This window comes from Kitasatospora sp. NPDC005751 (assembly GCF_040630835.1).
Taxonomy (GTDB): Bacteria; Actinomycetota; Actinomycetes; order Streptomycetales; family Streptomycetaceae; genus Kitasatospora.
Map to the genome: position 1 here is coordinate 1 of NZ_JBEXYC010000031.1, position 23,754 is coordinate 23,754.

At 74.9% G+C, this 23,754-nt stretch carries 22 protein-coding genes; 12 read left to right on the top strand and 10 right to left on the bottom strand.

The features are described from left to right. Positions 1-146: 146 nt before the first annotated feature. From ABZ497_RS24410 to ABZ497_RS24440, 7 genes are all read right to left on the bottom strand, one after another. The gene (locus ABZ497_RS24410; RefSeq protein ID WP_359808241.1) at positions 147-680 is read right to left on the bottom strand and encodes an alpha/beta fold hydrolase; all 534 of its coding nucleotides are present in this window, start codon (positions 678-680) and stop codon (positions 147-149) included. 131 nt (positions 681-811) lie between these two features. Then, complete coding sequence (locus ABZ497_RS24415; RefSeq protein ID WP_329488952.1) at positions 812-1,633, bottom strand: integrase; 822 nt, start codon at positions 1,631-1,633, stop codon at positions 812-814. Positions 1,634-1,975: 342 nt separating this feature from the next. Further along, a complete protein-coding gene (locus tag ABZ497_RS24420; RefSeq protein ID WP_359808243.1) occupies positions 1,976-3,319 on the bottom strand; it encodes an amidase in 1,344 nt (447 codons plus the stop codon). 89 nt (positions 3,320-3,408) lie between these two features. After that, positions 3,409-3,639: a hypothetical protein gene (locus tag ABZ497_RS24425; protein ID WP_329488950.1), complete on the bottom strand. Its 231-nt coding sequence runs from the start codon at positions 3,637-3,639 to the stop codon at positions 3,409-3,411. 75 nt (positions 3,640-3,714) lie between these two features. Then, a complete protein-coding gene (gene alc / locus ABZ497_RS24430; protein ID WP_359808245.1) occupies positions 3,715-4,812 on the bottom strand; it encodes an allantoicase in 1,098 nt (365 codons plus the stop codon). 59 nt (positions 4,813-4,871) lie between these two features. Continuing rightward, positions 4,872-5,780, bottom strand: coding sequence for a LysR family transcriptional regulator (locus ABZ497_RS24435; RefSeq protein WP_359808323.1), 909 nt, complete (start codon positions 5,778-5,780; stop codon positions 4,872-4,874). An 84-nt stretch (positions 5,781-5,864) separates the two neighbouring features. Then, the gene (locus tag ABZ497_RS24440; RefSeq protein WP_359808246.1) at positions 5,865-6,515 is read right to left on the bottom strand and encodes an ATP-binding protein; all 651 of its coding nucleotides are present in this window, start codon (positions 6,513-6,515) and stop codon (positions 5,865-5,867) included. Between the two features lie 228 nt (positions 6,516-6,743). On the opposite strand from ABZ497_RS24440, the gene ABZ497_RS24445 reads away from it, so the two are divergent. From ABZ497_RS24445 to ABZ497_RS24490, 10 genes are all read left to right on the top strand, one after another. After that, positions 6,744-7,583 carry a hypothetical protein gene (locus tag ABZ497_RS24445; protein WP_359808247.1) on the top strand — a complete coding sequence of 280 codons (840 nt, stop codon included), beginning with the start codon at positions 6,744-6,746 and terminating at the stop codon, positions 7,581-7,583. Between the two features lie 189 nt (positions 7,584-7,772). Next, positions 7,773-8,531: a YcnI family protein gene (locus tag ABZ497_RS24450; protein ID WP_352296424.1), complete on the top strand. Its 759-nt coding sequence runs from the start codon at positions 7,773-7,775 to the stop codon at positions 8,529-8,531. 87 nt (positions 8,532-8,618) lie between these two features. Next, positions 8,619-9,284: an SCO family protein gene (locus ABZ497_RS24455; RefSeq protein ID WP_329488945.1), complete on the top strand. Its 666-nt coding sequence runs from the start codon at positions 8,619-8,621 to the stop codon at positions 9,282-9,284. After that, positions 9,281-9,781 carry a copper chaperone PCu(A)C gene (locus ABZ497_RS24460; RefSeq protein WP_329488944.1) on the top strand — a complete coding sequence of 167 codons (501 nt, stop codon included), beginning with the start codon at positions 9,281-9,283 and terminating at the stop codon, positions 9,779-9,781. Before ABZ497_RS24455 ends, ABZ497_RS24460 begins: the two co-directional genes overlap by 4 nt. A 12-nt stretch (positions 9,782-9,793) precedes the next feature. Next, complete coding sequence (locus ABZ497_RS24465; RefSeq protein WP_359808248.1) at positions 9,794-11,824, top strand: FixH family protein; 2,031 nt, start codon at positions 9,794-9,796, stop codon at positions 11,822-11,824. Between the two features lie 5 nt (positions 11,825-11,829). Continuing rightward, positions 11,830-13,125, top strand: a complete 1,296-nt coding sequence (gene efeB, locus ABZ497_RS24470) for an iron uptake transporter deferrochelatase/peroxidase subunit (RefSeq protein WP_359808249.1) — start codon at positions 11,830-11,832, stop codon at positions 13,123-13,125. 139 nt (positions 13,126-13,264) lie between these two features. Continuing rightward, entirely contained in the window at positions 13,265-14,200 is a 936-nt protein-coding gene (gene pheA / locus ABZ497_RS24475) for a prephenate dehydratase (RefSeq protein WP_329488941.1), read from the top strand. 627 nt (positions 14,201-14,827) lie between these two features. Then, complete coding sequence (gene serS, locus ABZ497_RS24480; RefSeq protein WP_329488940.1) at positions 14,828-16,102, top strand: serine--tRNA ligase; 1,275 nt, start codon at positions 14,828-14,830, stop codon at positions 16,100-16,102. 49 nt (positions 16,103-16,151) lie between these two features. Beyond that, positions 16,152-17,000: an HAD family hydrolase gene (locus tag ABZ497_RS24485; protein ID WP_329488939.1), complete on the top strand. Its 849-nt coding sequence runs from the start codon at positions 16,152-16,154 to the stop codon at positions 16,998-17,000. Between the two features lie 178 nt (positions 17,001-17,178). Next, entirely contained in the window at positions 17,179-18,981 is a 1,803-nt protein-coding gene (locus ABZ497_RS24490) for an LCP family protein (RefSeq protein ID WP_359808252.1), read from the top strand. A gap of 54 nt (positions 18,982-19,035) precedes the next feature. Here the strand turns inward: ABZ497_RS24490 and ABZ497_RS24495 are convergent, their stop codons facing one another. After that, positions 19,036-19,803 (bottom strand): sporulation protein, encoded by a 768-nt coding sequence (locus tag ABZ497_RS24495; protein ID WP_359808254.1) that lies wholly within the window; start codon positions 19,801-19,803, stop codon positions 19,036-19,038. A 165-nt stretch (positions 19,804-19,968) separates the two neighbouring features. On the opposite strand from ABZ497_RS24495, the gene ABZ497_RS24500 reads away from it, so the two are divergent. Continuing rightward, entirely contained in the window at positions 19,969-20,709 is a 741-nt protein-coding gene (locus ABZ497_RS24500) for a FadR/GntR family transcriptional regulator (protein ID WP_359808255.1), read from the top strand. Between the two features lie 62 nt (positions 20,710-20,771). Continuing rightward, a complete protein-coding gene (locus ABZ497_RS24505) occupies positions 20,772-22,004 on the top strand; it encodes an MFS transporter (protein WP_329488935.1) in 1,233 nt (410 codons plus the stop codon). 45 nt (positions 22,005-22,049) lie between these two features. Here the strand turns inward: ABZ497_RS24505 and ABZ497_RS24510 are convergent, their stop codons facing one another. Continuing rightward, on the bottom strand, positions 22,050-22,766 hold the full coding sequence (locus ABZ497_RS24510; protein ID WP_329488934.1) for an ABC transporter permease subunit: 717 nt from the start codon (positions 22,764-22,766) through the stop codon (positions 22,050-22,052). Between the two features lie 40 nt (positions 22,767-22,806). Further along, positions 22,807-23,754: an ABC transporter ATP-binding protein gene (locus ABZ497_RS24515; protein ID WP_329488933.1), complete on the bottom strand. Its 948-nt coding sequence runs from the start codon at positions 23,752-23,754 to the stop codon at positions 22,807-22,809.

Below are 23,754 nucleotides of genomic sequence, written 5' to 3' on the forward strand. Positions count from 1 at the left end.
GTAGATCAGGTCGGGCTGGTCGATGCGCAGCGGGTCCCGGTTGGTCGGAATCCGCCGAACCCCGTACGGGGTTCGGCGGGCCGCCGCGCTGTCTCCCACCGCCGCCGGTACGGCGATGTGAGCCACCGTCGGATTCGGACGGACCGTCAGTCCCAGCCGTTGTCCCCCCGGATGCTGGGGAGCACCAGCTCCAGGAGGCCCGGGTCCATGTCGGCCAGGGAGCTGTGGCCGAGCTGGCGCAGCTCGGCCAGGAAGTCGGCGTCGTCCGCGGCCGCCGACTCCTCGCGCTCACGGCGGTGCGGGGCCTCGGAGCCGGAGACGAACAGCCGCACCGGGCGCACGCCGTGCTCGGCGCCGAGCCGCAGCGTCACCTCGTGCGCGACCACGGAGCCCATGCTGTGGCCGAACAGGGCCAGCGGCACTCCGTCGGCGGCCAGAACGGCCAGGGCGGCGGCGATCTCGTCCGCCATCGCGTGGACGGAGGGCGCGTAGGGGTCGCCGAGGCGGTCCTGCCGGCCCGGGTAGCAGGCCGACAGCACCTCGATGTCCTCGGGCAGTTCGCGGGCCCAGGACCAGTAGGCGGTGGGTGCTCCGCCGGCGTGCGGGAAGCAGACCAGCCGCAGCCGCGGGGCCGGAGCCGTGTGGTAGGTGCGGAACCACAGCGCCACGGAGTCGGTCATGAGCGTCCTTCGGGGGAGGGGTGCGGCCATGGAGATGCCGATCTATCAGCACCGCCACGGTGCCGCCCGCTCCTATACCGCGCCCATATCGGGCGGTCGGCGGCGCAAGTCCGCCGCCACCGCCCGGTCCGCTACAGCAGCGCGTAGAGGGCCGAGGCGTCGTCGTGCGCCTTGCCGCGCGGCCACCGCTCGCAGGCCGTGTCCGACCGCTCGACCGCCCGCACCTGGGCGATCAGCTCGCCCGGCCCCGACTCGGCGAGCAGTCGCAGGGCGTCCGCCCAGCTGCCCAGTCCGAAGCGCTCGGTGTAGCGCGAGGCGCCGTCGCTCAGCGCGGCCACCGCGTGCAGCCGCTCCAGCTCGACGAAGCCGGTCTCGGCGTGCTGCGCGGCCTTGGGGCTGGCGGCGGCGATCCACGGGCCGGTGCCGGAGTTCCGGGCGGCCCGGACGGCCAGCGCGTACTCCAGGTGCAGCGCGGCGCGCTCGGTGGAGCCGGGCACCGTCGACCAGACCTGGCGGCGCACCTCCTCACCGGCGGGGAAGCGCTGGTTGTCGCCGATCACCTTGAGCGGCCCGTCCTTGTACTGCAGCACCAGCAGCGAGTCCCCGAGCACCAGGTACTCCAGCGCACTGCCGTGCCGCCGGGCGGCGACCACCATGGCGGCGGGCGTGTTGGGGTGGGCGAGGTCGCAGCGGCCCCCGTGCAGCGCCGCCGTCTCCACGATGGCGTCGGCCAGGCACTCGGCGATCGAGCGGTCCGCCCGGTCGGTCAGCCGGGCCAGCAGGTGCACCCCCAACCGCCGTACGTACCAGGGGGTGCCGTGCCGGCACCCCGACTCCAGCCCGGTCGGCGAGCTCGCGCCGTCGAGCAGTACGAGCGCCTCCGGCGAGGCCGCCGCGAAGTCCTCGCTCTCGCGGTCCGGCCGCCGTGCTTCCCCTGCCAGCTGTACCTGCATCCCGACAGTGTGGACGCCGGGTGGGGCGCGCGCCCAGACCCGTGCACGCGGTGCGCGCCGCCGGCGCCGGACCGTCCGGTGGCAGCGGGGGTAATTCGGCCATACCGTCGGATATCGAGTGGACAATTCGGCCAATCAGGGCCTGTCAGGTTTCGCGGTCTCCTTCGAGGGGCCGGGCCGCACGGGACTGACGAGGACGAGGAGCGACGGATGTTCTGGCAGTTCATCGTGCTGGTGGCCGCGTCGATCGGCTTTCCGACCGCGGCCCTGCTGTTCCTGATCGGCGGCCCCCGCTTCCCCGACGAGCAGCGCGACAGGCGCTGACCCCGCCCGCCGCGCCGTTCAGCGGGCCGGGCCGCCCAGGGCCCGCTCCAGCGGCGCGGCCAGGGCCAGCAGCGACTCGTCCGCACCGGCCGCGCCGACCACCTGGAGCCCGAGCGGCAGGCCGTCCGCGCTCACCCCGGCGGGCAGGCTGACGGCGGGCAGCCCGGCGTAGCTCCACGGCAGGGACATCACCGCGTCCCCGGTGCTGCCCAGCCCGGACGGGGCCGGACCGGTGGCGGAGGGCGCGACCACCAGGTCCACCCCCGCGGCCGCCCAGGCCTCGGCGAGCCGGGCGCGGACGTGCTCGCGGACGCCGAGCGCCGTCGCGTGGTCCTCCGGCCGGACGGCCTGGCCGTGCCGGATGCCGGCCGCCGTCTCCGGCCGGTAGAGGCCGCCGAACCGGGCGAACCAGTCGGCGTGGCCGCGGGCCTGCTCGAAGCGGTTGATCGTCCGCACCTGCCGCACCAGCCACGCGAAGTCGGGCAGCAACTCGATCTCGCGCACCGTCGACCCCGCGGCGGCCAGCCGGTCCAGCTGCGCCCGGAAGGCCGCCAGCGCCGCCGGTCCGGCCTGCTCCAGGTACGGCCCGGCGGGCACCCCGAGGACGGGCGGGCCGAGGACGGGCGGCCCGTCGCCGGGCGGACCGCCCTGCCGCTCGCCCCGCCAGTCGTCGCAGAGCAGCGGCGCCGCCAGCGCCGCCCCGGCGAGGTCGGCGGTGAACAGGCCGACGGTGTCGAAGCTCGGCGCGTTGGGGATCACCCCGTCGAGCGGGATCCGCCCGTACGTCGGCCGGAAGCCCACCACTCCGCAGTAGGCGGCGGGCCGGACCACCGAGCCGATCGTCTGGGTGCCGATCGCCAGCGGCACCAGCCCGGCCGCGACCGCCGCCGCCGAGCCGCTGCTGGAGCCTCCCGGCGTGTGCCCGGGGTGGTGCGGGTTCCGGGTCGGGCCCGGAGCGCTGCCGGCGAACTCGGCGGTCACCGTCTTGCCCGCCACCAGCGCGCCAGCGGCCCGCAGCCGGTCCACCACGGCGGCCTGCGGACCGGCCAGCACGCCCGGCGGCAGCGCCGATCCGGCGTGCGTGGGCAGGCCGTCGACGTGGACGATGTCCTTGATCCCGACCGCCACCCCGTACAGCGGCGGGGCGGTGGCCGGATCGGGATGGCGGGCGGCCAGCGCGCGGGCCTCGGCGTGCAGCCGCTCCGGCCGGCCGGCCTCGGGCACGAAGGTGTGCAGCAGCGGGTCCAGCCGCTCGATCCGGCCGCAGAGCCGGTCGACCCGCCCGGCGAGGTCGGCGTCACCGCCCCGCGACCGCGCGACCTCGTCGGCCAGCGACCGCGGACGGACCAGGGACTTCTCCATGCCGACCACGCTAGGGCCCGCCCGGCGGTTCGCGCCGCATCAGCGCGCGGCCGGAGCCGCCGGACGCGCCACGGGCGGCGGCCGCCGGGCTACGGGTGTTCGGTCGCCAGGTACGGGGTCTCGCGCAGGAAGTACGCGCCGCAGGTGTGGCAGCAGAGTTCGGGCGTCTTGCCCCAGTCCGCCGGATCCCGCAGCTGCGCCCCCTCGTCCAGCTCCCGGCCGCACATGGCGACGGCTTCGGAGCCGCGGACCATGTGCCAGAGCCTCACCCCGGCGGACGGACCGCCGTCACCGTACTCGGCGCGCATCTGGTGCATCATTCCCCCATCGTCCGGCGGCCCTCCGGCCCCGGCAACCGGGGGCCGACGGCGCCCGCCCGCCCCGGCCGTACCCGGTCAGACCAGGCTGCCGTGCAGCCGCAGCCGGGCGATGCCGCCGTCGGGGAAGACGTCGAGCCGGACGTGGGTGGCGGGCCGGGGCGCGTCCAGCACCAGACGGTGGACGGCGTCGGGCTGGAGCCGGGTGCGGGGCACCAGCTCGAACCACTCCTGCGGGTCGGCGGCCCGCTCGTCCCGCCCGTGGAGCGCGGCCCAGCCGGCCGCGTTGCCGACGTAGTAGCCGGTGTCGATCTCCACCGCGCGGATCGCGCCGCGCCCGGCGAGGCGCAGCAGGACCCAGTCGTGGCCGGCGTCCCGGCGCCGGCGGTTCTCCCAGCCGTCGCCCATCGCCCGGGACCGGCCGGGCAGCGCGAGGTTGGCCGGGGGCGAGAAGAAGCGGTCGGAGGCGTCCTCGACCGCGCCGCCGTGCTCGATCGCGGCCAGGTCGAAGGTGCCGAGCGCGGCCAGCCAGGCGGTGTCCGGCCGGGCCTCGCCGTGCACCCGCAGCCGGGCGATGCCGCCGTCGGGGTACTGGCTGAGCCGCAGGTGGGTGAAGCGGCGGCCGTCCTCGACGGCGAAGCCGTTGGCGGCGTGGCCGCGCACCGGCGAGGCGGGCACCAGCGGGTGCCAGACGGTGGAGTCGGCGAGCAGCTCCTCCGGGCCCGGGGTGCCGGGGAGTTCGGCGCCCTCCAGGGCGATCCGCTGCGGGTGGTTGCCGCGGAAGTGCGCGGTGTCGACGATCACGCCGTGCACGACCCCCGGCACTCCCAGGCGGATCAGCGCCCAGTCGTGGTCCTCGGCGGTCGGGTGCGGACGGTCGGTGCCGGCGCCGCGGCGGCGGCGGGTCTCCCAGCCGTCCATGATCTGGCCCTTGTTGCCGAAGGTGTGCGGGCGGAACTCGGCGGGCTCGAGCAGCAGCAGGTTCTCCCGCTCGGCGAAGAGCTCGTCGTTGGCGGCGATCACGGCGCCGCCGAGCCGGCGGTCGGCCAGGTCGGTGAGGGCGGTGAAGGCGAAGCTGGCGGAGCGGTAGTCGGCGTAGGGGTTGCCGCCCGCGTAGGGCAGCGCGTCGGCGGTCTCGGGGGCGGCGGTCTCGGGGGCGGTCGCGTCGGTGGTCATGCCTCCACGGTCACCCCGGCACACCCGTCAGGTCCATCACAAAGATCTGACCAGAACGTTCAGCCGGACTGAACGTCCCGGGCGGCCTCGGCCAGGGCCGCGAGCACCCGGCGCAGCGGCGGCGTCCCCTCCGTCCCCGCGCGGACCGCGGCGACCACCCGGCGGGTCGGCAGGTCGGCGGGCAGCGCCCGGACCACCGCCCCGCCGACCCGCCCCGCCGAGGCCAGCCGGGGCACCAGCGCCACCCCGAGTCCGGCCGCGACCATCGCCAGGATCGCCGACCAGTCCGCGGCGGTGTGCGCGCGCTCGGGCACGAACCCGGCGTCCGCGCACGCCGTCAGGGTGATCTCCCGCCAGGGGCCGGCGGCGCCGTAGATCCACGGCTCGTCGGCGAGGTCCGCGAGCCGCAGGTCCAGGGCGTCGGCCCTCGGGTGCCCGGGCGGCAGCGCCACGTCCAGCGGGTCGCTGAGCAGGACGGACTCGACGAAGCGGGGATCGCCGCCGGCCGGCCGCACCGCGAGCGAGAGCGCCAGGTCGACGTCCCCCGCCGCCAGCAGCCCGTAGGCCCCGGCCGCCTCCGTCTCCACCACCCGCACCGCCAGCCGCGGCGCGTCCGCCCGCAGCCGGGCGATCGCCGGGACGAGCAGCCCGCCGATCGCGGTGGCGAAGGCGCCCACCCGCACCTCGCCCGCCTCGCCGTGCAGGTACCCCGCCAGCTCCGCCTCGGCCCGCTCCAGCTGCCCGAACACCACCTCGGCGTGGCGCAGCACCAGCCGCGCCGCACTGGTCAGCCGGACCCGCCGCCCGTACGGCTCCAGCATCGGCGCGCCCACCTGCCTGGCCAGCGCCGACACCTGCTGCGAGACCGCCGACGGCGAGAGCCGCAGCCGCTCCGCCGCGGCCGTCACCGTCCCGCACTCACCGACCGCCCACAGCACCCGCAGCCGCCGCAGATCCCACTCACCCACCGCACCCATCGCGCCAGCGTAGTTCCGCCCCGGCCGCCCCGGAGGGCGCGCCCGGGCCGGCGCCGGGCGGGGTGTCCGCGGTGGTCAGCAGGCCCGCAGCAGGGCGTCGTCCTGCCACTTGAGGATCTTGTCGAAGCTGACGATCGCGCCGCGCAGGGGGTGGTTGCGGAGCTGGACGTGGTCGGTCAGGGCGTGGATCAGGAAGAGGCCGCGGCCGGACTCGGCGGTGAGGTCGGGGAGGGTGTCCAGGTCGACCGGGCGCAGGGTGGGGGCGGGGGCTCCGGCGTGGCAGGGGGGCAGCACGTGGGTGTCGTAGGGGCGGTCGTCGCGGCGGGGGCGGCGGGTGGTCAGGACCGGGCCGGGGACGCTGGCGCGGCCGCGCCGGGGGCGGCGGGCGCCCCGGCCGGTCGCGGCCGGGCGGGCCGGCGGGGCGGCCGGCCGGCGCGGCGGGAACGGGGCGGGGGCGGCGGGCGCGGCGAGGCCGGGGCCGGAGTCCGTGACCTCGATCCGCAGGAGGTCCCCGCTGATCGACGCGGTGACCTGGAAGCCGTCGTCCGAGCGGCCGCAGGCGCCGTGCTCCACCGCGTTGGCGCAGGCCTCGCTGAGGGCGACCCCGAGGTCGTCGGCGATCTGCGGGTCGACGCCCGCCGTCGCCATGGCACCGAGCAGGATGCGCCGGGCCAGCGGCACGCTGGCCGGGTCGCGCTTGAGGTGCAGAGTCCACCAGATGTCCACGGGAGGTCCCTCCTGGCTGCGGCTCCACATACAACTAGGTATCTCCGGGCGATCATGCGGTGAACCGTGCAGGGGGTCGGCTACCGCCCGTTCGGCGGATGGACTGGGGCCGGGGTGTGTGCCGAGCGGCGCACACCGGGGGCCGCACGCCGGGCCGAACGGGGCATTCGTAGGGATTTCCCACCCTGCCCTCGGCGGCGCGGGGGGCGATGAGATGATGGCCCGGCCATGACTGCCCTCGCCGCCGCCCCGCACCCGGGCGCCCCCGCACCGGACGCACCGGTGGGGGCCGCCGCCTGGGACCTGCGGCTTGCGCGGGCCGTCCCGTTCGCCCTGGTCTGCGCGCTGATCGCGGCCGCCGGGCACGCCCTGGCCGGCGGCGGGAACGTGGCCCTGCCCGCGCTCGCGACCGGCTTCGCGGCCGTCCTGGTGCTCGCGGTGGCCTTCGGCGGGCGGGAGCGCTCGCTCGGTGCCATCGCCGGCGCGCTCGGTGCGGGCCAGCTCGGGCTGCACTGCCTGTTCCACGCCTTCGGCGGGCACGCCACCGCGGCGGCCGGCGCGATGGCCGGGATGCACCACGGCGGCTCCGGCCCGCTGACGCTGCCCCAGGTGGCCGGCCGGCTGATCTGCAACGAGGCCAGTCCGGGCACGCTGGCCGGCCTGCCCGGCAGCCCGTCGGCCGAGCAGCTGGTCGCCGGCGCGGGGCTGGACCCGCGGGCGTTCGCCGTCGCGCCCTGGTGGCAGGACGGCCTGTTCGGGATGACGCCGTCGATGCTCGCGGGCCACCTGGCCGCCGCCCTGGCGGCCGGCTGGTGGCTGCGGCGCGGCGAGGCGGCGCTCTGGCGGCTGGTCAGGATCACCGCCACGGCCGCCCGGGAGCACTGGACCACCCCCCTGCGGACGGCGTTCGCGCTGGCCGCGGCGCTGCTGCGGGGCCTGCTCGGCACGCCCGCCGGTCCCGCCCGCCGCTCCGGCGCGCGGGCCGGGGACAGCCGGCCGCCGGCCCGTGCCGCACTGCGGCACAGCGTGGTGCGGCGCGGTCCCCCGTTCGGGGCCCTCGCGTACTGACCCGCCCCCGACGGAGCGCCGGCAAGGCCCCGTACCGGGTCCGGGTGTACGCGGCGACCGCGCCGTACCCGCCGCTCCCCCGCGGCGTGCGGCTCCCACTCGTCCCCACGCCGCGCGGCCCCGCCGAGGCACGGATCACCGTGTCCGGGAGCGGTCCTGCCGCCGAGCCTCCGAACGGAGACCCGAATCATGCGTTCCCTCCCCACCCGCCGTATCGCCGCCGTCGCCCTCACCGCCGCCGCGTCGGTCGTGGCGCTGGCCGGCCCCGCCTTCGCGCACGTCACCGTGAACCCGGGCAACGCCCAGCAGGGCGGCTACACCGCCGTGGACTTCCGGGTGCCGAACGAGAACGACAACGCGTCCACGGTGAAGCTGGAGGTCAACCTCCCGCTGGACCACCCGCTGGCCTCCGTCCGCACCCTGCCGATGCCGGGCTGGACCACGACCGTCGAGAAGTCCAAGCTCGACAAGCCGATCAAGGTGCACGGCAACGACGTCAACGAGGCCGTCTCCAAAATCACCTGGACCGCCGACGCGGGCACCAAGATCGCCCCCGGCCAGTTCCAGGAGTTCCGCGTCTCGATCGGCCCGCTGCCGACCGACACCGACAAGCTGGTCTTCAAGGCGCTGCAGAGCTACGACAACGGCGACGTCGTGCGCTGGATCGACGAGGCCAAGGACGGCCAGCCCGAGCCGGCCAAGCCCGCCCCCGTGCTGGCCCTCGACAAGGCCGCGGCCGGCGGCGAGCACGGCGCGACCGCCGCCCCCACGGCCACCGCCGACGGCCACGGGCACGGCGACGCCACCACCCAGGCCGCCGCCTCCTCGGACAAGGGCAGCGACTCCACCGCCCGCGTCCTCGCCGTGGTCGGCATCGTCGTCGGCCTGGTCGGCGCGGCGTTCGGCGTGCTCGGCCTGCGCCGCAAGAACGGCGGCTCCGCCTCCTGACCCCCGCACCGGCGGGGCCGCGCCCGTACCGCACCCGGGCCCGGGCGCGGCCCCGCCGGTGATCCACCGCGCACGATCGGATCCCCCATGTCCCGCACCCTCCGCACCGCCCGGCTGGCCGGCGCCGCCGCCGTCGCGCTCGCCGCGGCCCTCACCCTGACCGCCTGCGGCTCCGACGGCTCCACCGGCCCCGCCAAGGTCACCCAGCAGAAGGCCGACTCCCCGTACCAGGGCACCGTGCTCGGCAAGCACTTCGACAAGCCCGACCTCCAGCTGACCGACACCGCCGGCCAGCCCTTCGACCTGCGGCAGAAGACCAACGGCCGGAGCACCCTGCTGTTCTTCGGCTACACCAGCTGCCCGGACGTCTGCCCGACCACGATGGGCGACATCGGCGTGGCGATGACCAAGCTCTCCCCCGAGGAGCGCCAGAAGGTCGACATCGTCTTCGTCTCCACCGACCCCCAGCGCGACACCCCGCAGGTGCTGCGCACCTGGCTGGACTCGATGGGCAAGGACTTCATAGGCCTCACCGGGGACCTGGCCAAGGTGAAGGCCGCGGCCAAGTCCCTCGGCATCCTGATCGAGGACCCGGTGGTCAACGCGGACGGCACGGTCACCTCCACCCACGGCGCGCAGGTGCTGGCGTTCCTGCCCTCGGACGACAAGGCGCACGTCCTCTACCTCAGTGGCACCGAGGAGAAGACCTACGAGCACGACCTCCCGCTGCTCGCCCAGGGGGTCGCGGCATGAACGGCGCCGGCGGGCCGCGCGGGTTCCGGCGGACCGCGCTCGCGGGGGCGGTGCTGGCGACGGCACTGGGCGCCGGCGCCATCCTGGTCGCCTGCGGCGCGGGCGACGGCGAGGCCCGGGCCGACGGTCCGGCCCTGCTGAGCGTCGCCGACTCCTACATCCCGCTGCCCCCGGCGGGCGGGATGGCGGCCGGCTACCTCACCGTGCGCAACGACGGCGGCGAGGACCAGCTGGTCAAGGTCTCCAGCCCGGCCGCGCAGTCGGTCACCATGCACCGCTCCACCGCCTCCACCATGGAGCAGGTCGAGCGGCTGGACGTCCCCGCGCACGGCGCGTTGGAGCTCGCCCGGGGCGGCAACCACCTCATGATCATGGGATGGCGGAAGGCCCCCGCCCTCGGTGACGAGCTCGAACTCGACCTGACGTTCGCCCGGACCGGCACCGTCTCGGTCAAGGTGCCGGTCCGGGAACTCACCTACCGCCCGGGCCAGCAGTAAGGGATCCAGGAGATGCTGACGGCCGCGTTGCCGAACCCCACCACCCGCCGCCGGATCGTCGGGCTGCTGGGCCTGCTCGGCGCGGTGCTCGCGCTGCTGCTCGCCGGCGCCGGCCCCGCCTCCGCGCACGCCACCCTGCAGTCGACCGACCCCGCGCAGAACTCGGTCGTCGCGACCGCGCCGCAGGCCGTCACGCTGACCTTCAGCGAGTCGGTGTCGCTCTCCGGGGACTCGGTCCGGGTCCTCGACCCGGCCGGCAAGGCGGTCGACGGCGGCAACCCCGCGCACGCGGACGGCAAGGACAACACCGCCCGGGTCGGGCTGAACAGCGGCCTGGCCAACGGCACCTACACGGTGGCCTGGCGCGCGGTCTCCGAGGACTCGCACCCGATCGGCGGAGCGTTCACCTTCTCGATCGGCGCGCCCTCGGACACCTCCGTCTCCACCACCGCGCTGAGCGGCGCCGAGGCCGACGGCGTGGTCGCCGCGCTGTACGGCACCGGCCGGACCGTCGCCTACGGGGCGTTCGCGCTGCTCGTCGGCGCGGCCGCGTTCGTGCTGGCCTGCTGGCCGGCCGGGGCGGCGCAACGCGCCGTGCAGCGGCTGCTGATGACCGGATGGGTGGCGCTGCTGGTCTCCACCGTCGCGGTGCTGATGCTGCGCGGCCCGTACGAGCGCGGTTCGGGCGTCGGGCAGGCCTTCGACCTGTCGCTGGTGCGCGCCACCCTCGACGAGCGGATCGGCACCGCGCTGGCCGCCCGGCTGCTGCTGCTCGCGGCGAGCGGGGTCTTCCTGTCGTTGCTGGTCGGCCAGCTCGGACAGCCCGCGCCGGCCGCCCGCCCGGAGGAGGCGGACGACACGCGGGCGAGCGGCGACGCACGGACCGCCGAGGAGGCGGAGGAGGCCGAGCTGCGGCAGCTGGAGCGGCGCGCCGCCGAGCGCCCGCAGCACGAGACCCGACTGGGCCTCGGGGTGGCCGGACTGGTGCTGGCCATCGCCCTCTCGGCGACCTGGGTGGGCGCCGACCACGCCTCGGTCGGCATCCAGGTCTGGCTGGCACTGCCGCTCGGCATGCTGCACCTGATCGCGATGGCGCTCTGGCTCGGCGGCCTGGCCGCGATGGCGGTCGGGCTGCGGCACGGGATCGGCGCGGCGGCCGCCGAGCGGTTCTCCAAGGTCGCCTTCGGCTCGGTGGCGGTGCTCACCGCCACCGGGATCTACCAGTCCTGGCGCGGCCTCGGCAGCTGGAGCGCGCTGACCGACACCGAGTACGGGCGGCTGCTGCTGGTGAAGACCGGCTGCGTGGTCGCGATGCTCGGCGTCGCCTGGATCTCCCGGGCCTGGCTGGCCCGGCTGCGGGCCGCTCCGGCGGAGGCCGAGGCGGCCCGGCCGGTCGAGGCACCGGAGCCGGTCGCCGTCGCGGCCCACTCCGACGACCCGGTCCGGCAGGCCCAGCTGGACCGCCAGCGGGCCGCCCGGGCGAGCGCCGGCCGCGACCGCGGACTCACCCCGACCCGGGCCGGGCTGCGCCGCTCGGTGCTGATCGAGTCGGTGGCGGCGGTGGCCGTGCTGGTGGTCACCACGATGCTGACCAACTCCCCGCCCGGCCGAGTGGCGAGCGAGATCGCGGCGGCCGGCACCGCCAACGGCGCCACCGCGCCCGCGCCGGGCGTGCCCGCCCCGCAGACGGTGCCCGGCCAGACCATGGAGCTCAAGCTCCCGTACGACACCAAGGGCCGGACGCCGAACGCCAAGGGCACCGCGACCGTCACCCTCAACCCGGCCCGGACCGGCCCCAACGAAGTCCACCTGAGCCTGGACGGGGCGGACGGCAAGCCGGTCGAGGTCCCCGAGGTGGAGCTCGCCTTCACCCTGCCGGACCGCGACCTCGGCCCGCTGCCGGTGCCGCTGACCGCCGAGGGCCCGGGCCGCTGGAGCGGTACCGCGCAGCTCCCGCTGGCCGGGAACTGGGTGGTGTCGGTGCAGGTCCGCTCCTCGGAGATCGACCAGACCACCGAGATCAAGCAGCTGAAGATCGGGTGAGCGCGATGGGCAGCACCACGGACACCGGCCGGCCGCCCGGCGGCGCGGAGCCCGGCCCGCGCGCCGGCGTCACCCGGCGGGCCCTGCTGGGCACCGCCGGGGCCGGGCTGGTGGCCGGTGCGAGCGCGGGCGCGGCCGGGGCGGTCGCCCTGGACCGGGCGCCCGCGGCCGCACCCGCCGCCGCCGGGCCGAGCGGCGCGCTCGGCGCCGGACGGGTGCCGTTCCACGGCGAGCACCAGGCCGGCATCCTCGAACCGCAGCAGGCCCGGGTCCAGCTGGCCGCCTTCGACCTGGCCGCCGGCGTCGGCCGGGACGGGCTGCGGACGCTGCTGCGCGACTGGTCCCGGACGGCCGCGCTGCTGGCCGCCGGCGAGCCGGCCGACGCGTTCGAGAACCAGGTGGCGCTGGACGCCGGCCCCTGCTCGCTGACCGTCACCTTCGGCTTCGGCGCCACCCTGTTCGACCGGGCCGGACTGGCCGACCGCCGCCCGGCGGCGCTGGAGCCGCTGCCCGCCTTCCCGGCGGACGCGCTGGACCCGGCCCGCGGTGACGGCGACCTCTTCGTCCAGATCGGCGCCGACGACGCGCTGGTCGCCGTGCACGCCCTGCGGGTGCTCCAGCGCCGGGCGGCCGGCACCGCGGCGCTGCGCTGGCAGGCGGCCGGCTTCGCCCGGACGCCCGGCGCCACCGCGCGGCCGACGACCGGGCGCAACCTGATGGGCCAGATCGACGGCACCAACAACCCCAGGCCCGGTGAGGACGGCTTCGCCGACAAGGTGTTCTGCACCGCCGGTGACGAGCGGAGCGCCTGGCTGAACGGCGGCTCGTACCTGGTGTTCAGGCGGATCCGGATGCTGCTGGACTCCTGGGAGGCACTGCCGGTGGACCGCCAGGAGCGGGTGATCGGCCGCCGCAAGACGGACGGCGCGCCGCTCTCCGCGCCCGCCTCCGCCGGCGAGACCACGCCGGTGGACCTGACGGCGCAGAGGGCGGACGGCACGCTGGCCGTCCCCGCCGACGCGCACATCCGGGTCGCCGCACCGGCCGCCAACGGCGGGGCGGCGATGCTGCGGCGGGGCTTCTCCTACCACGACGGCCTGCTGGCCGACGGCTCGCCGGACGCCGGGCTGCTCTTCCTCGCGTTCCAGGCCGACCCGGGCCGGGGCTTCACCCCGGTGCAGCGCAAGCTCTCCCGGGGCGACGGCCTCTCCCGCTTCCTGCGGCACGAGGCGAGCGGGCTGTACGCCGTGCCGCCCGGCGCGCCGGAGGGCGGCTACGTGGGGCAGACGCTGCTGGAGTAGCGGCCGGCCGGGGCCCGGGGCACCTCCCCGCGCCCGCGCCGGCCCCCGCCCGGGATTCCCACGGACCGGAACGCGGCGGTGGGAGGCGGGCGAAGTGACTAAGGTGATCTGCTCGGTAACCCTTTCGCATGGAGGCGGCATGTCGGCCACCCGCTACACCTACCTCGGCCCGGCGGGCACCTTCACGGAGGCGGCCCTGCGCACCCTGCCGGAGGCGGCGACCCGGGAGCTGGTGCCGCTGGCCTCGGTGCCGCTGGTGCTGGACGCGGTGCGCGCGGGCGAGGCCTCGGGCGCGTTCGTGCCGATCGAGAACTCCGTCGAGGGCGCCGTCACCGCGACCAACGACGAACTGGCCGCCGGCACCCCGCTGATGATCTACCGGGAGGTGCTGCTGCCGATCTCCTTCGCGCTGCTGGTGCGGCCCGGCACCGAACTGGGCGACATCAAGACCGTCACCAGCCACCCCGTCGCCCAGCCGCAGGTGCGCCGCTGGCTGGCCGCCAACCTGCCGGACGCCCGCTGGGAGTCCTCGGCCTCCAACGCCGACGGCGCCCGGCTGGTCGCCGAGGAGCGGTTCGACGGCGCCTTCGCGGGCGAGTTCGCGGCGCCGATCTACGGCCTGGACCCGCTGGTCAAGGACATCGCCGACGCGCAGAACGCGACCACCCGCTTCATCCTGGTGGGCCGGCCGGGTCGGGTCTCCTCGCCGACCGGGGCGGACAAGACCTCGATGGTGGTCTGGCTGCCGGACGACCACCCGGGCGCGCTGCTGGAGCTGCTCCAGGAGTTCGCGGTGCGCGGGGTCAACCTGATGCGGATCGAGTCCCGCCCGACCGGTGAGGGACTCGGCAGCTACTGCTTCCTGATCGACTGCGAGGGCCACCTCGCCGACCGCCGGGTGAGCGAGGCGCTGATGGGCCTCAAGCGGATCTGCCCGCAGGTGCGCTTCCTCGGCTCCTATCCGCGCGCCGACCGGCAGGTCACCAAGCACCGGCGGCCGGGCACCTCGGACGCCGACTTCGGCGCGGCGGCCGACTGGCTCTCCCGCTGCCTCGACGGGCGCGGCGACATCTGAGGCGCGCGGGGCCGCCGGGGCGGACGGGGCGAACGGGGTACCCGGCTCCGGGTGTCCCGGGCCTGCGGGGCGGCGCGGCCGGCTGCGGCATCCGGGTGACTCCGGCCGCCCGGACATTTGATCGCCGGCTTTCGTTTTCCTGTTCTTTCTTGACTGTTTTCGACTGAACTCAGCCACCGGGGCAGGTGACCGCACCCGTCGTCCACAGGCTCCGAAGCGGCGGAACCGGCTGTCCACAGGCCCGGCGGCTGTCCACAGCCGAAAGTTATCCACAGGCCTGGGGGCGAGTCGACAAACCGGTATAGCCATCGGCCGTTTCGGTCGGAACACCGGTTAGCGGCGCAGAGATGACTAATCGGACCAGAGTCACCCGTGTGCCAGCAAATCACCCGTCTGAGTGCTTCAATTCCCTCACCCGGGAAGGTCAAATGAGGTTTGAAACCTCAATTCCTAGGTGGCGGCCTCTCTCCCCACCCGGATCCCGGCCATCCACAGCCCACCCGACCCACCTGTGGATAACTCACCCCCCGGCGCTTGCCCACAGGAGTTATCCACAGGATGGGGTGAGTTATCCCCAGGGGAAATCCGCTACCGGTGGACGGGCCCCCGCCCGGTAGGCTTGGCCCCGTGATTGACCTTCGCCTGCTCCGTGAGGACCCTGACCGAGTGCGCGCCTCGCAGCGCGTCCGTGGCGAGGACGTCGACCTGGTCGACGCCCTCCTCTCCGCCGACGAACGGCGGCGGTCCTCGGGCAGTCGCTTCGACGAGCTCCGCAATGAGCAGAAGACGCTCGGCAAGCAGGTCGCCAAGGCCCAGGGCGAGGAGAAGACCGCCCTGCTGCAGCGCACCAAGGCGCTCGCCGAGGAGGTCAAGGCCGCCGACGCCGAACAGGGCGTGGCCAAGGAGGAGGCCGAGCGCCTGCTCCGCTCGCTGGCGAACCTCATCGACCCGGCCGCCCCGGTCGGCGGCGAGGAGGACTTCGTCACGCTGGAGGAGATCGGCACTCCGCGCGACTTCGCCGCCGAGGGCTTCGAGCCCCGTGACCACGTCGAGCTGGGGCAGATCCTCGGCGCGATCGACACCGAGCGCGGCGCCAAGGTCGCCGGCGCTCGGTCCTACTACCTGACCGGTGTCGGCGCGCTGCTGGAGCTCGCCCTGGTCAACATGGCGATCACCCAGGCCACCGCGGCCGGCTTCACCCCGATGATCACCCCGGCCCTGGTCCGCCCGGCCGCCATGGACGGCACCGGCTTCCTCGGCCAGGCCGCCGAGAACGTGTACTTCCTCGAAGAGGAGGAGCGCTACCTCGTCGGCACCAGCGAGGTCCCGCTCGCGGCGTACCACATGGACGAGATCATCGACGCGGACAAGCTGCCGCTGCGCTACGCCGGCTACTCGTCCTGCTTCCGCCGCGAGGCCGGCACCTACGGCAAGGACACCCGCGGCATCATCCGCGTCCACCAGTTCGAGAAGGTGGAGATGTTCGTCTTCACCACGCCCGAGGACGCCGAGCAGGAGCACCGCCGGCTGCTGCAGTGGGAGAAGGACTTCCTGAACGCCCTGGAGCTGCCCTACCGGGTGATCGACGTCGCCTCCGGCGACCTCGGCTCCTCGGCCGCGCGCAAGTTCGACATCGAGGCGTGGATCCCGACCCAGGGCAAGTACCGCGAGGTCACCTCGACCTCCAACACGACCGAGTACCAGTCGCGCCGGCTCTCCATCCGGATGCGCGAGGAGGGCAAGGTCCGCCCGCTGGCCACGCTGAACGGCACCCTGGTCGCCGTCCCGCGCACCATCGTGGCGATCCTGGAGAACCACCAGCAGGCCGACGGCTCGGTGGTGGTCCCGGAGGCGCTGCGGCCGTTCCTCGGCGGGCGTTCCGTCCTGCCCCCGGTCAAGTAACGCCCACCGCACCACCGCCCGAATGCAACTCCCGGGAGACGCACGGCCCATGAGCAGTACCAGCCCCAGCCCCGTCTCCCCCGGCGCCGGTGGCGACCTGCCCTTCCGGCTGGTCGCCACCGACCTCGACGGCACCCTGCTCACCAGCGAGGAGACCGTCTCCGCGCGCACCCGCACCGCGCTGGCCGCCGCCACCGGCGCCGGAGCGGTGCACATCGTCGTCACCGGCCGCTCGGCCGCCTGGGCCCGGCCGGTCTTCGACGAGATCGGCTACCGGGGCATAGCGGTCTGCGGCCAGGGCGCGCAGGTCTACGACGCGGGGGCGCACAAGCTGCTCACCTCGCTCACCCTGGACCGCAGGCTGGCCGCGCTGGCGATCGCCAAGATAGAGGCGGAGACCGGCCCGCTGGCCGTCGCCGCCAACCAGGACGGCCTGGAGGGCGACGTCCTGGCCGGTCCCGGCTACGAACTCCTGATCGGCTCCGACCTGCCGGTGGTCCGGGTCGACAAGGGCGAGCTGCTCGCCGCCCCGCTCAGCAAGCTCTACATCCAGTGCCGCGGGCTCACCGACGACGCGCTCGCCGAGACCGCCCGCCGGGTCGCCGGCGACCTGGTCGGCGTGGTGATGTCCGGCGCCGGCATCGTCGAACTGCTCCCGCTGGGCCTCTCCAAGGCCACCGGCCTGGCCGTCGCCGCCCGCCGCCTGGGCCTGCGGGCCGCCGACACCATCGCCTTCGGCGACATGCCCAATGACGTGCCGATGTTCGGCTGGGCCGCGCACGGCGTCGCGATGGCCAACGCGCACCCGGAGCTGCTGGCGGTCGCCGACGAGGTCACCGTCGGCAACGACGAGGACGGCGTCGCCGTCGTCCTGGAGCGGCTCTACCCGCGGCACTGAGCACCGGCCGGGCCGCCCGACGGCACCCGGATGCTGACCGTGAAAGAAAGAGTTTGTATGCTCCGCTGAAGCTCCGCGTCTCCCGGTGCGGTGCTCCTGTGCGGTTGTCCCGGCCCACCCGGGCCGTGCCCGCCGGACACGTACAGGATTGCTGCTTCCGCCGCTGAGAGGTACGCGCATGTCAGGCCAGTGGGACGAGAGCACGTCGGGGGCGGAAGGCCGGCGGCGCGCCGCGAACGGCCCCCGCGGCACCGGCGCCGCACGCGCGGCCGGCACCCCGCGGCCCGGCGGTTCACGCGGCGGCGCCGGCACCGACGGACCGGCGGACGACGCCCGGGTGCCCGCGCCCCGGCCCGGCGGCCGGGCGGAGGCCCGGCGGGCCGCCCAGGGCAAGGGCGGCGGCCGCGGCAAGGGCGACGGCGGGCGGTCCGAGGACGGGAAGGCCGACGGCACCGCGACGGGCGGCCGCGCGGCCGCACGCAACAGCCGCAAGCCGAAACGGAACACCAAGAAGATCGTGGCCTGGTCGGTGGCCGGCGTCCTGGTGGCGCTGGCGGGCACCGGCGGCGCGATCTACTACAAGCTGAACGGCAACATCAAGTCCTTCGACGCGGACGCGATCGCCACCGACCGCCCGCCCGAGGCGGTCGCCGACGCCAACGGCAACAAGCCCGTCAACATCCTGCTGATCGGCTCCGACTCGCGGGCCGGCAAGAACAGCGACCTCGGCGGCGGCAACGAGGACGGTGCCCGCTCGGACACCACGATCCTGTTGCACGTCTACGCGGACCACAAGCACGCGGTGGGCATCTCGATCCCGCGCGACGCGCTGGTGACCATCCCGGCCTGCAAGCTGCCGAACGGCAAGTGGACCAAGGAGTCGCCGGGGCAGATGTTCAACTCGGCGTTCTCGGTGGGCAACAGCGAGGCCGGCAACCCGGCCTGCACCCAGAACACCGTGGAGAAGCTCACCGGCATCCGGGTCGACCACACCATCGAGGTGAACTTCGAGGGCTTCGCGGCGATGACCGAGGCCGTCGGCGGCGTCGACGTCTGCCTGCCGAACGACATCTACGAGGGGCACCTCAACCCCAACCTGGGCAAGAAGGGCAAGGTCGTCCTGCCCAAGGGTAAGCAGAAGCTCTCCGGCCAGAAGGCGCTGGACTACGTCCGGCTGCGGCACGGCATCGGCGACGAGTCCGACGTCGGCCGGATGAAGCGCCAGCAGGCCTTCCTTTCCTCGCTGATGGCCAAGGTCAAGGGCGAGGGCCTGAACCCGACCACGCTGCTGCCGCTGGCCGACGCGGCCACCAAGTCGATGACGGTCGACCCCGGGCTGGACTCGGCCAAGAAGCTGATGGACTTCGCGCTGTCGATGAAGAACATCGACCTGCACGACGTCAAGTTCCTGACCACGCCGTGGCGCTACAACGGCCCCCGGATCGACCTGGTCCACCCGGCCGTCGACAACCTCTGGAAGACCCTCCAGGCCGACCGCACCATCGACGGCGAGGACGCCACCGGCAAGCAGGAGGACGCGCCGCAGACCCCGGCCCCCGCCGAGACCACGCCGGCCGCGCCCTCGCCGACCGCCGTGGACGGCCCGCCGGTGAAGGTCGCGGTCTACAACGGCACCACCGTCACCGGGCTGGCCGCCAAGGCGGCCGAGACGCTCAAGACCAACAAGGTCACCGTCACCGGCACCACCACCGCCAAGAACACCAACAAGGCGACCACCACGGTGGAGTACGGCGCCGGGCAGAAGGCCAACGCGGAGCGGATCGCGGCGATGTTCCCGGGCGCCCAGCTGACGCCCACCTCGGCGGCCGGCATCAGCCTCGTCCTCGGCAAGGACTACGCCGCGGCCAACCCGGCCGCGACCGGCGCCACGCCCAACGTGCCGGCGCCGCTGCCCACCGAGGTGGTCAACGAGGCCCGCTCGGCCGACGACGACATCTGCAGCAACGTCTCCTACGGCTAGCCGCCGCGGACCCGCCGCCGGCCCCCGGACGCCCCGGGGCCGGCGGCGCGGCCGTCAGAGCGCGGCCCGGATCCAGCCGTCGACCAGCGCGGTGAGGTCCTGGTCGGCCTGGCCGTGCTCGACCACGTGGGTGCGGATGACGTCGCCGCCGCCGTGGCCGAAGAGGCCACCGCGCTTGTCCGCCTCCAGCACCACCTCGACCCGCTGCGCGGTGGTGACGAAGCTGACCTCCAGCGAGTTGCAGACGTGCGCGTACTGCGGCGCGGCGGAGAACTCGATCTCCTGGTAGAACGGCAGCGTCTGGCCGGTGCCCCGGATGTGGCCGGCCTCCAGGTCGGCCGAGCGGAACCGGAAGCCGAGCTGCAGCAGCGAGTCCAGGATCCGGCGCTGCACCGCCAGCGGCTCGATCTCCAGCGGGTCGGAGTCGCCCTTGTCGAGCGCGCCCGCGATGTCGACCTCCGTCCGCACGCCGAGCTGCATGCCGCGCAGGTGCTGCCCGGCGACGACGGTGACCGGGGCCTCGAACGGCACCTGGACGGCGAACGGGATCGACCGGTTCTCGCCGGGCGCCAGCACCAGCGGCGCGGTGACGGAGAACCGCGCGAACGGGTAGAGGCCGGTGCTCTCCCCCTCCTCGTGCTCGATCTCCACCCGGGCGACCAGGGTCAGCGTGATCCCCCGGATGTCCGCCTCGACCGTCCCGCCGGTCAGCTCGACCGTTCCGTGCAGGGTGCCGCCGGGCTGCACGACCGGCGTGGTCAGGACGGTGTCGACGCCGGGACCGCCGACGCCCAGGGCACCGAGCAGCTTCTTGAACACCATGGGGGCGCTCTCCTCGAAATAGGGGTGGACCGAAGTCGTCGGGAGGAACGCCAGGACGACCCGGACGGTTCCCCCGCGCAGGTGCGAGCCAGTTGTAGGATGACCGGGCAAGCGGTTGTAGGATGACCGATGACCGCAGATCGACGCGCAGAGGGGAGCTCCGCCATGACCGCATCCGACCACAGCGAGGACACCTTGCAGGCCGCCGGCCGGCGCTCCCTGGTGGACACCGCCATCGACCAGCTGCGCGAGCAGCTCGCCGCCGGCAGCTGGCCGGTCGGCTCGCGGATCCCCACCGAGCACGAGCTGGCCGAGCGGCTGCAGGTCGGCCGGAACACCGTGCGGGAGGCCATCCGGGTGCTGGTGCACGCCGGGATGCTGGCCACCCGGCAGGGTGAGGGCACCTTCGTGCGCAGCACCAGCGACCCGGCCTCCGTCCTGCGGGGCGTGCAGCGCTCCGGCGTCCGGGACGTCCTGGAGGTCCGGGCGGCGCTGGAGGCCGAGGGCGCCCGGCTGGCGGCGCTGCGGCACACGCCCGAGGACATCGTCCGGATGCGGGCCGCGCTGGCCCGCGAGGCGGAGGTGATCGCGGCGCACCCGGAGCGGGCCGGCCGCGAGGCGACCGTCGAGCACGACCTGGAGTTCCACACCGCCGTGGTCGAGGCCGCGCACAACCCCGCGCTGACCGAGGTGTACCGCTACTTCGGCGCCTCGGTGCGGGAGTCGATGCGGACGGCCTTCGGGGACCACGAGATGCCCGAGGTGGTCGTGGCCACCCACGCGGCGCTGGTGGACGCGATCGAGAGCGGTGACCCGGACCGCGCCGAGGCCGCGTGTCGGACGCTGCTCGCCGAGCCGACCGCGGCCGTCGAGCAGCTCCTCGCCGCCATCGCGGCCCGGAAGTAGGCGGCACCCGCCGCCGCCCTCCCGCGTCCGTCCCCCGTCTTCACGAAAGAGCAGCACGTCCCATGGCCGTCACCCGTGCCCAGCAGCCGGTCCTCGTTCCCGCCCCGCTCCCCGTCCGCACCCGGCTGGCCCACCCCGCCCTGCTGCTGACCGGCATCGTGCTGGTCGCCCTCAACATGCGGGCCTGCCTGGCGGCGATCTCGCCGATGGTCGGCGAGATCCAGCACACCTTCGGGCTCTCCGCGACGGCGAGCGGTCTGATCACCACCGTCCCGGTGCTCTTCCAGGGCGCCGGCGCCCCGCTCACCCCCCGGCTGACCAGGCGGTTCGGCACCGAGCGGGTGGTGCTGGGCGCGGTGCTGGTGCTCGGCGCGGGCGTGCTGCTGCGGGTGCTGCCCTCGGTGGCCGCGCTGTACGCCGGTTGCGTGGTGATCGGGGTCGCGATCGCGGTGCTGAACGTCTCGATGCCGGGCCTGGTCAAGCGCGAGTTCCCGGGCCGGGCGGCGACCATGACCGGCGTCTACTCGACCACCATGCTGGTCGGCGCCACCCTCGCGGCGGGCACCTCGGTGCCCCTGGAGCACGCCCTCGGCGGCGGCTGGCGGGCCTCGCTGGGCGCCTGGTCGCTGCTGGCCCTGATCGCCGCCGTCGCCTGGCTGCCGCAGGTGCTGCGCTCGCGCCAGGAGAAGGCGGCGGTGGCGGCGGCCCCCGCCGGCCGGCCGATCGAGGGGGTCTGGCGCTCGCCGCTGGCGTGGCAGATCAGCCTCTTCATGGGCATCTCGTCGCTGCTGGTCTACACCCTGGTGGCCTGGATGCCGACCATCCTGGCCGACCACGGGATGGACCGGAGCGAGGCCGGTCTGGTCTTCGCCTTCTCCAACCTGGTCCAGGTGGCCGGGGCCTTCCTGGTGCCGCTGATGGCCGGCCGGATGACCCGGCAGCGGACGCTGGCCGTGGTGATGGCCGTGCTGAACGCGGTCGGCATCACGATCCTGCTGGTCTCGCCGGTGCCCGGGGCCTGGGTGTCGGCCACCATCCTGGGCATCGCCCAGGGCGGCTCGCTCGGCCTTGCCCTCGCCTTCATCGTGCTGCGCACCGACAGCGCGGCCGGCGCCGCCCAGCTGGGCGGCATGTCGCAGGCGGTCGGCTACCTGGTGGCCGCGGCCGGACCGGTCGGCGCCGGGGCCCTGCACCAACTGACCGGCGGCTGGAACGTCCCGCTGCTGCTGATGCTGGTGCTGGCGGCGGTCGCCGCCGTGGCCGGCTGGGGCGCGGGCCGCGACCGGACGCTCTGAGGCCCGGTGCCGGCCGCGGGCCCGCCCCGTGGCCGGCCGGGCCCGCTACTCCTCGGCGGCCAGGGTCAGACCGGCCAGCTTCACCGAGGCGAGCAGCGTCGCCGCCACGGTGAGGACCAGCAGCAGCGGGACGGCCACCCCGAGCGCGACGTCCGCGGTGATCGCGCCCTCGCCGGCCACCGCCTCGGCCACCGAGAGCCCCCACTGCTGGACGCTGAGCGTCTTGGCGCCCTTCACGAAGTTGCCGATCAGGGACTCCCAGATCAGCGCGTAGACCAGCCCGGCCACCACGGCGTGCCGGGTGACGACGCCGAGCAGCAGGAACAGCGCGCTGTACGCGGCACCGGCCACCAGCGCGGCGACGGTGTAGCCGAGCGCCAGGCCGTCCTCGGTGCCGTACAGCAGCAGGCCGGCCAGCAGGATCGGGACCGCCGAGAACACCCAGGTGGTGCCGACCGCCACCGCCAGCTTGGTGGTGATGATCTTCCAGCGGGGCAGCGGCTTGGCCAGCAGGTAGACGATCGAGCCGTCGTCGATCTCGGTGGCGATGGCGCCGGTGCCGACGACCAGGCCGAGGATCGGCAGCAGCGTGCCGAGGCCCAGCTGCCCGAGGATCTTGACGGTCAGGTCGTGCTTGTCCCCGCTGGAGCCGCTGGCGATCGCCGAGACGAGCAGCAGCAGGGCGGGGACCACCAGCAGCAGGATGCCGCGGCGGCGGCCCAGCAGGCCGCGCAGCGTCAGCCTGGCGACGGTCGGGTTCATGGTTGGTCGGCCTTCCTGGGGTCCGGTTCCGGGGGTGGGGCTACGCGGAGACGAGGTAGGAGAAGACGCTCTCCAGCGACTCGTCGGCCGGGGCGACGGTGTACAGCCGGACGCCGGCCTGCTGGGCGACCTTGGGCAGCAGGGTGGTGAAGCCCTGGAAGTTGACCGCCTGGATCCGCAGCCCGCCCGCCTCGCCCGCCGCCGCCCTGGTGTCCGGGCCCGGCACGTCCAGCTCGATGCCGGCCGTCGACGGGTCCGCGATCAGCGCGGCGGCCAGCCGGCGGTCGTCGCTGGAGCGGACCAGGTAGCGGTGCGGCCGGTCGGTCATCAGCCGGCGGATCCGGCGGAAGTCCCCGGAGGCGGCGTGCCGGCCGGCCACCACGACCTCGATGTGCCGGGCCAGCTGCTCGACCTCCTCCAGGATGTGCGAGGAGAAGAGCACCGTGCGGCCGTCGGCGCCGAACCGGCGCAGCAGCTCCATCAGCTGCAGCCGCTGGCGCGGGTCCATGCCGTTGAACGGCTCGTCGAGCAGCAGCACGGCGGGGTCGTGGACCAGCGCCGAGGCCATCTTGACGCGCTGCTTCATGCCCTTGGAGTACGTCCCGGTCTTCCGGTCCTGGGCGTACTCCATCTCCACCAGGGACAGCGCCCGCCGGGCCGCCGCGGCCGGGTCGGCGAGGCCGTGCAGCTCGGCATTGGCCAGCACGAACTCCCAACCGGTCAGGTAGTCGTACATCGACTCCCGCTCGGGGACCAGCCCGATCTGCCGGTACACCTGCTGGTTGCGCCAGATCGGCGCGCCGTCCAGGGTGACCGCTCCGGTGGAGGGGGCGAGGAAGCCGCTCATCATGTGGATGAGGGTCGACTTGCCCGCGCCGTTGGGCCCCAGCAGGCCGGTGACGCCGGGACCGATCGCCATGCTGACGTCGTTGACGGCGACCACGTTGCCGAACCAGCGGGAGACCTTGTCGATGGTGATGGTGGCCAT

Coding starts and splice junctions, on each gene's coding strand:
- ABZ497_RS24485 (WP_329488939.1), top strand. CDS start 16,152: ATGAGCAGTACCAGCCCCAGCCCCGTCTCCCCCGGCGCCGGTGGCGAC.
- ABZ497_RS24515 (WP_329488933.1), bottom strand. CDS start 23,754: ATGGCCACCATCACCATCGACAAGGTCTCCCGCTGGTTCGGCAACGTG.
- ABZ497_RS24465 (WP_359808248.1), top strand. CDS start 9,794: ATGCTGACGGCCGCGTTGCCGAACCCCACCACCCGCCGCCGGATCGTC.
- alc (WP_359808245.1), bottom strand. CDS start 4,812: ATGACCACCGACGCGACCGCCCCCGAGACCGCCGCCCCCGAGACCGCC.
- ABZ497_RS24450 (WP_352296424.1), top strand. CDS start 7,773: ATGCGTTCCCTCCCCACCCGCCGTATCGCCGCCGTCGCCCTCACCGCC.
- ABZ497_RS24410 (WP_359808241.1), bottom strand. CDS start 680: ATGACCGACTCCGTGGCGCTGTGGTTCCGCACCTACCACACGGCTCCG.
- ABZ497_RS24490 (WP_359808252.1), top strand. CDS start 17,179: ATGTCAGGCCAGTGGGACGAGAGCACGTCGGGGGCGGAAGGCCGGCGG.
- ABZ497_RS24415 (WP_329488952.1), bottom strand. CDS start 1,633: ATGCAGGTACAGCTGGCAGGGGAAGCACGGCGGCCGGACCGCGAGAGC.
- ABZ497_RS24510 (WP_329488934.1), bottom strand. CDS start 22,766: ATGAACCCGACCGTCGCCAGGCTGACGCTGCGCGGCCTGCTGGGCCGC.
- pheA (WP_329488941.1), top strand. CDS start 13,265: ATGTCGGCCACCCGCTACACCTACCTCGGCCCGGCGGGCACCTTCACG.
- ABZ497_RS24445 (WP_359808247.1), top strand. CDS start 6,744: ATGACTGCCCTCGCCGCCGCCCCGCACCCGGGCGCCCCCGCACCGGAC.
- ABZ497_RS24505 (WP_329488935.1), top strand. CDS start 20,772: ATGGCCGTCACCCGTGCCCAGCAGCCGGTCCTCGTTCCCGCCCCGCTC.
- ABZ497_RS24460 (WP_329488944.1), top strand. CDS start 9,281: ATGAACGGCGCCGGCGGGCCGCGCGGGTTCCGGCGGACCGCGCTCGCG.
- ABZ497_RS24425 (WP_329488950.1), bottom strand. CDS start 3,639: ATGATGCACCAGATGCGCGCCGAGTACGGTGACGGCGGTCCGTCCGCC.
- ABZ497_RS24455 (WP_329488945.1), top strand. CDS start 8,619: ATGTCCCGCACCCTCCGCACCGCCCGGCTGGCCGGCGCCGCCGCCGTC.
- ABZ497_RS24500 (WP_359808255.1), top strand. CDS start 19,969: ATGACCGCATCCGACCACAGCGAGGACACCTTGCAGGCCGCCGGCCGG.
- efeB (WP_359808249.1), top strand. CDS start 11,830: ATGGGCAGCACCACGGACACCGGCCGGCCGCCCGGCGGCGCGGAGCCC.
- ABZ497_RS24420 (WP_359808243.1), bottom strand. CDS start 3,319: ATGGAGAAGTCCCTGGTCCGTCCGCGGTCGCTGGCCGACGAGGTCGCG.
- ABZ497_RS24495 (WP_359808254.1), bottom strand. CDS start 19,803: ATGGTGTTCAAGAAGCTGCTCGGTGCCCTGGGCGTCGGCGGTCCCGGC.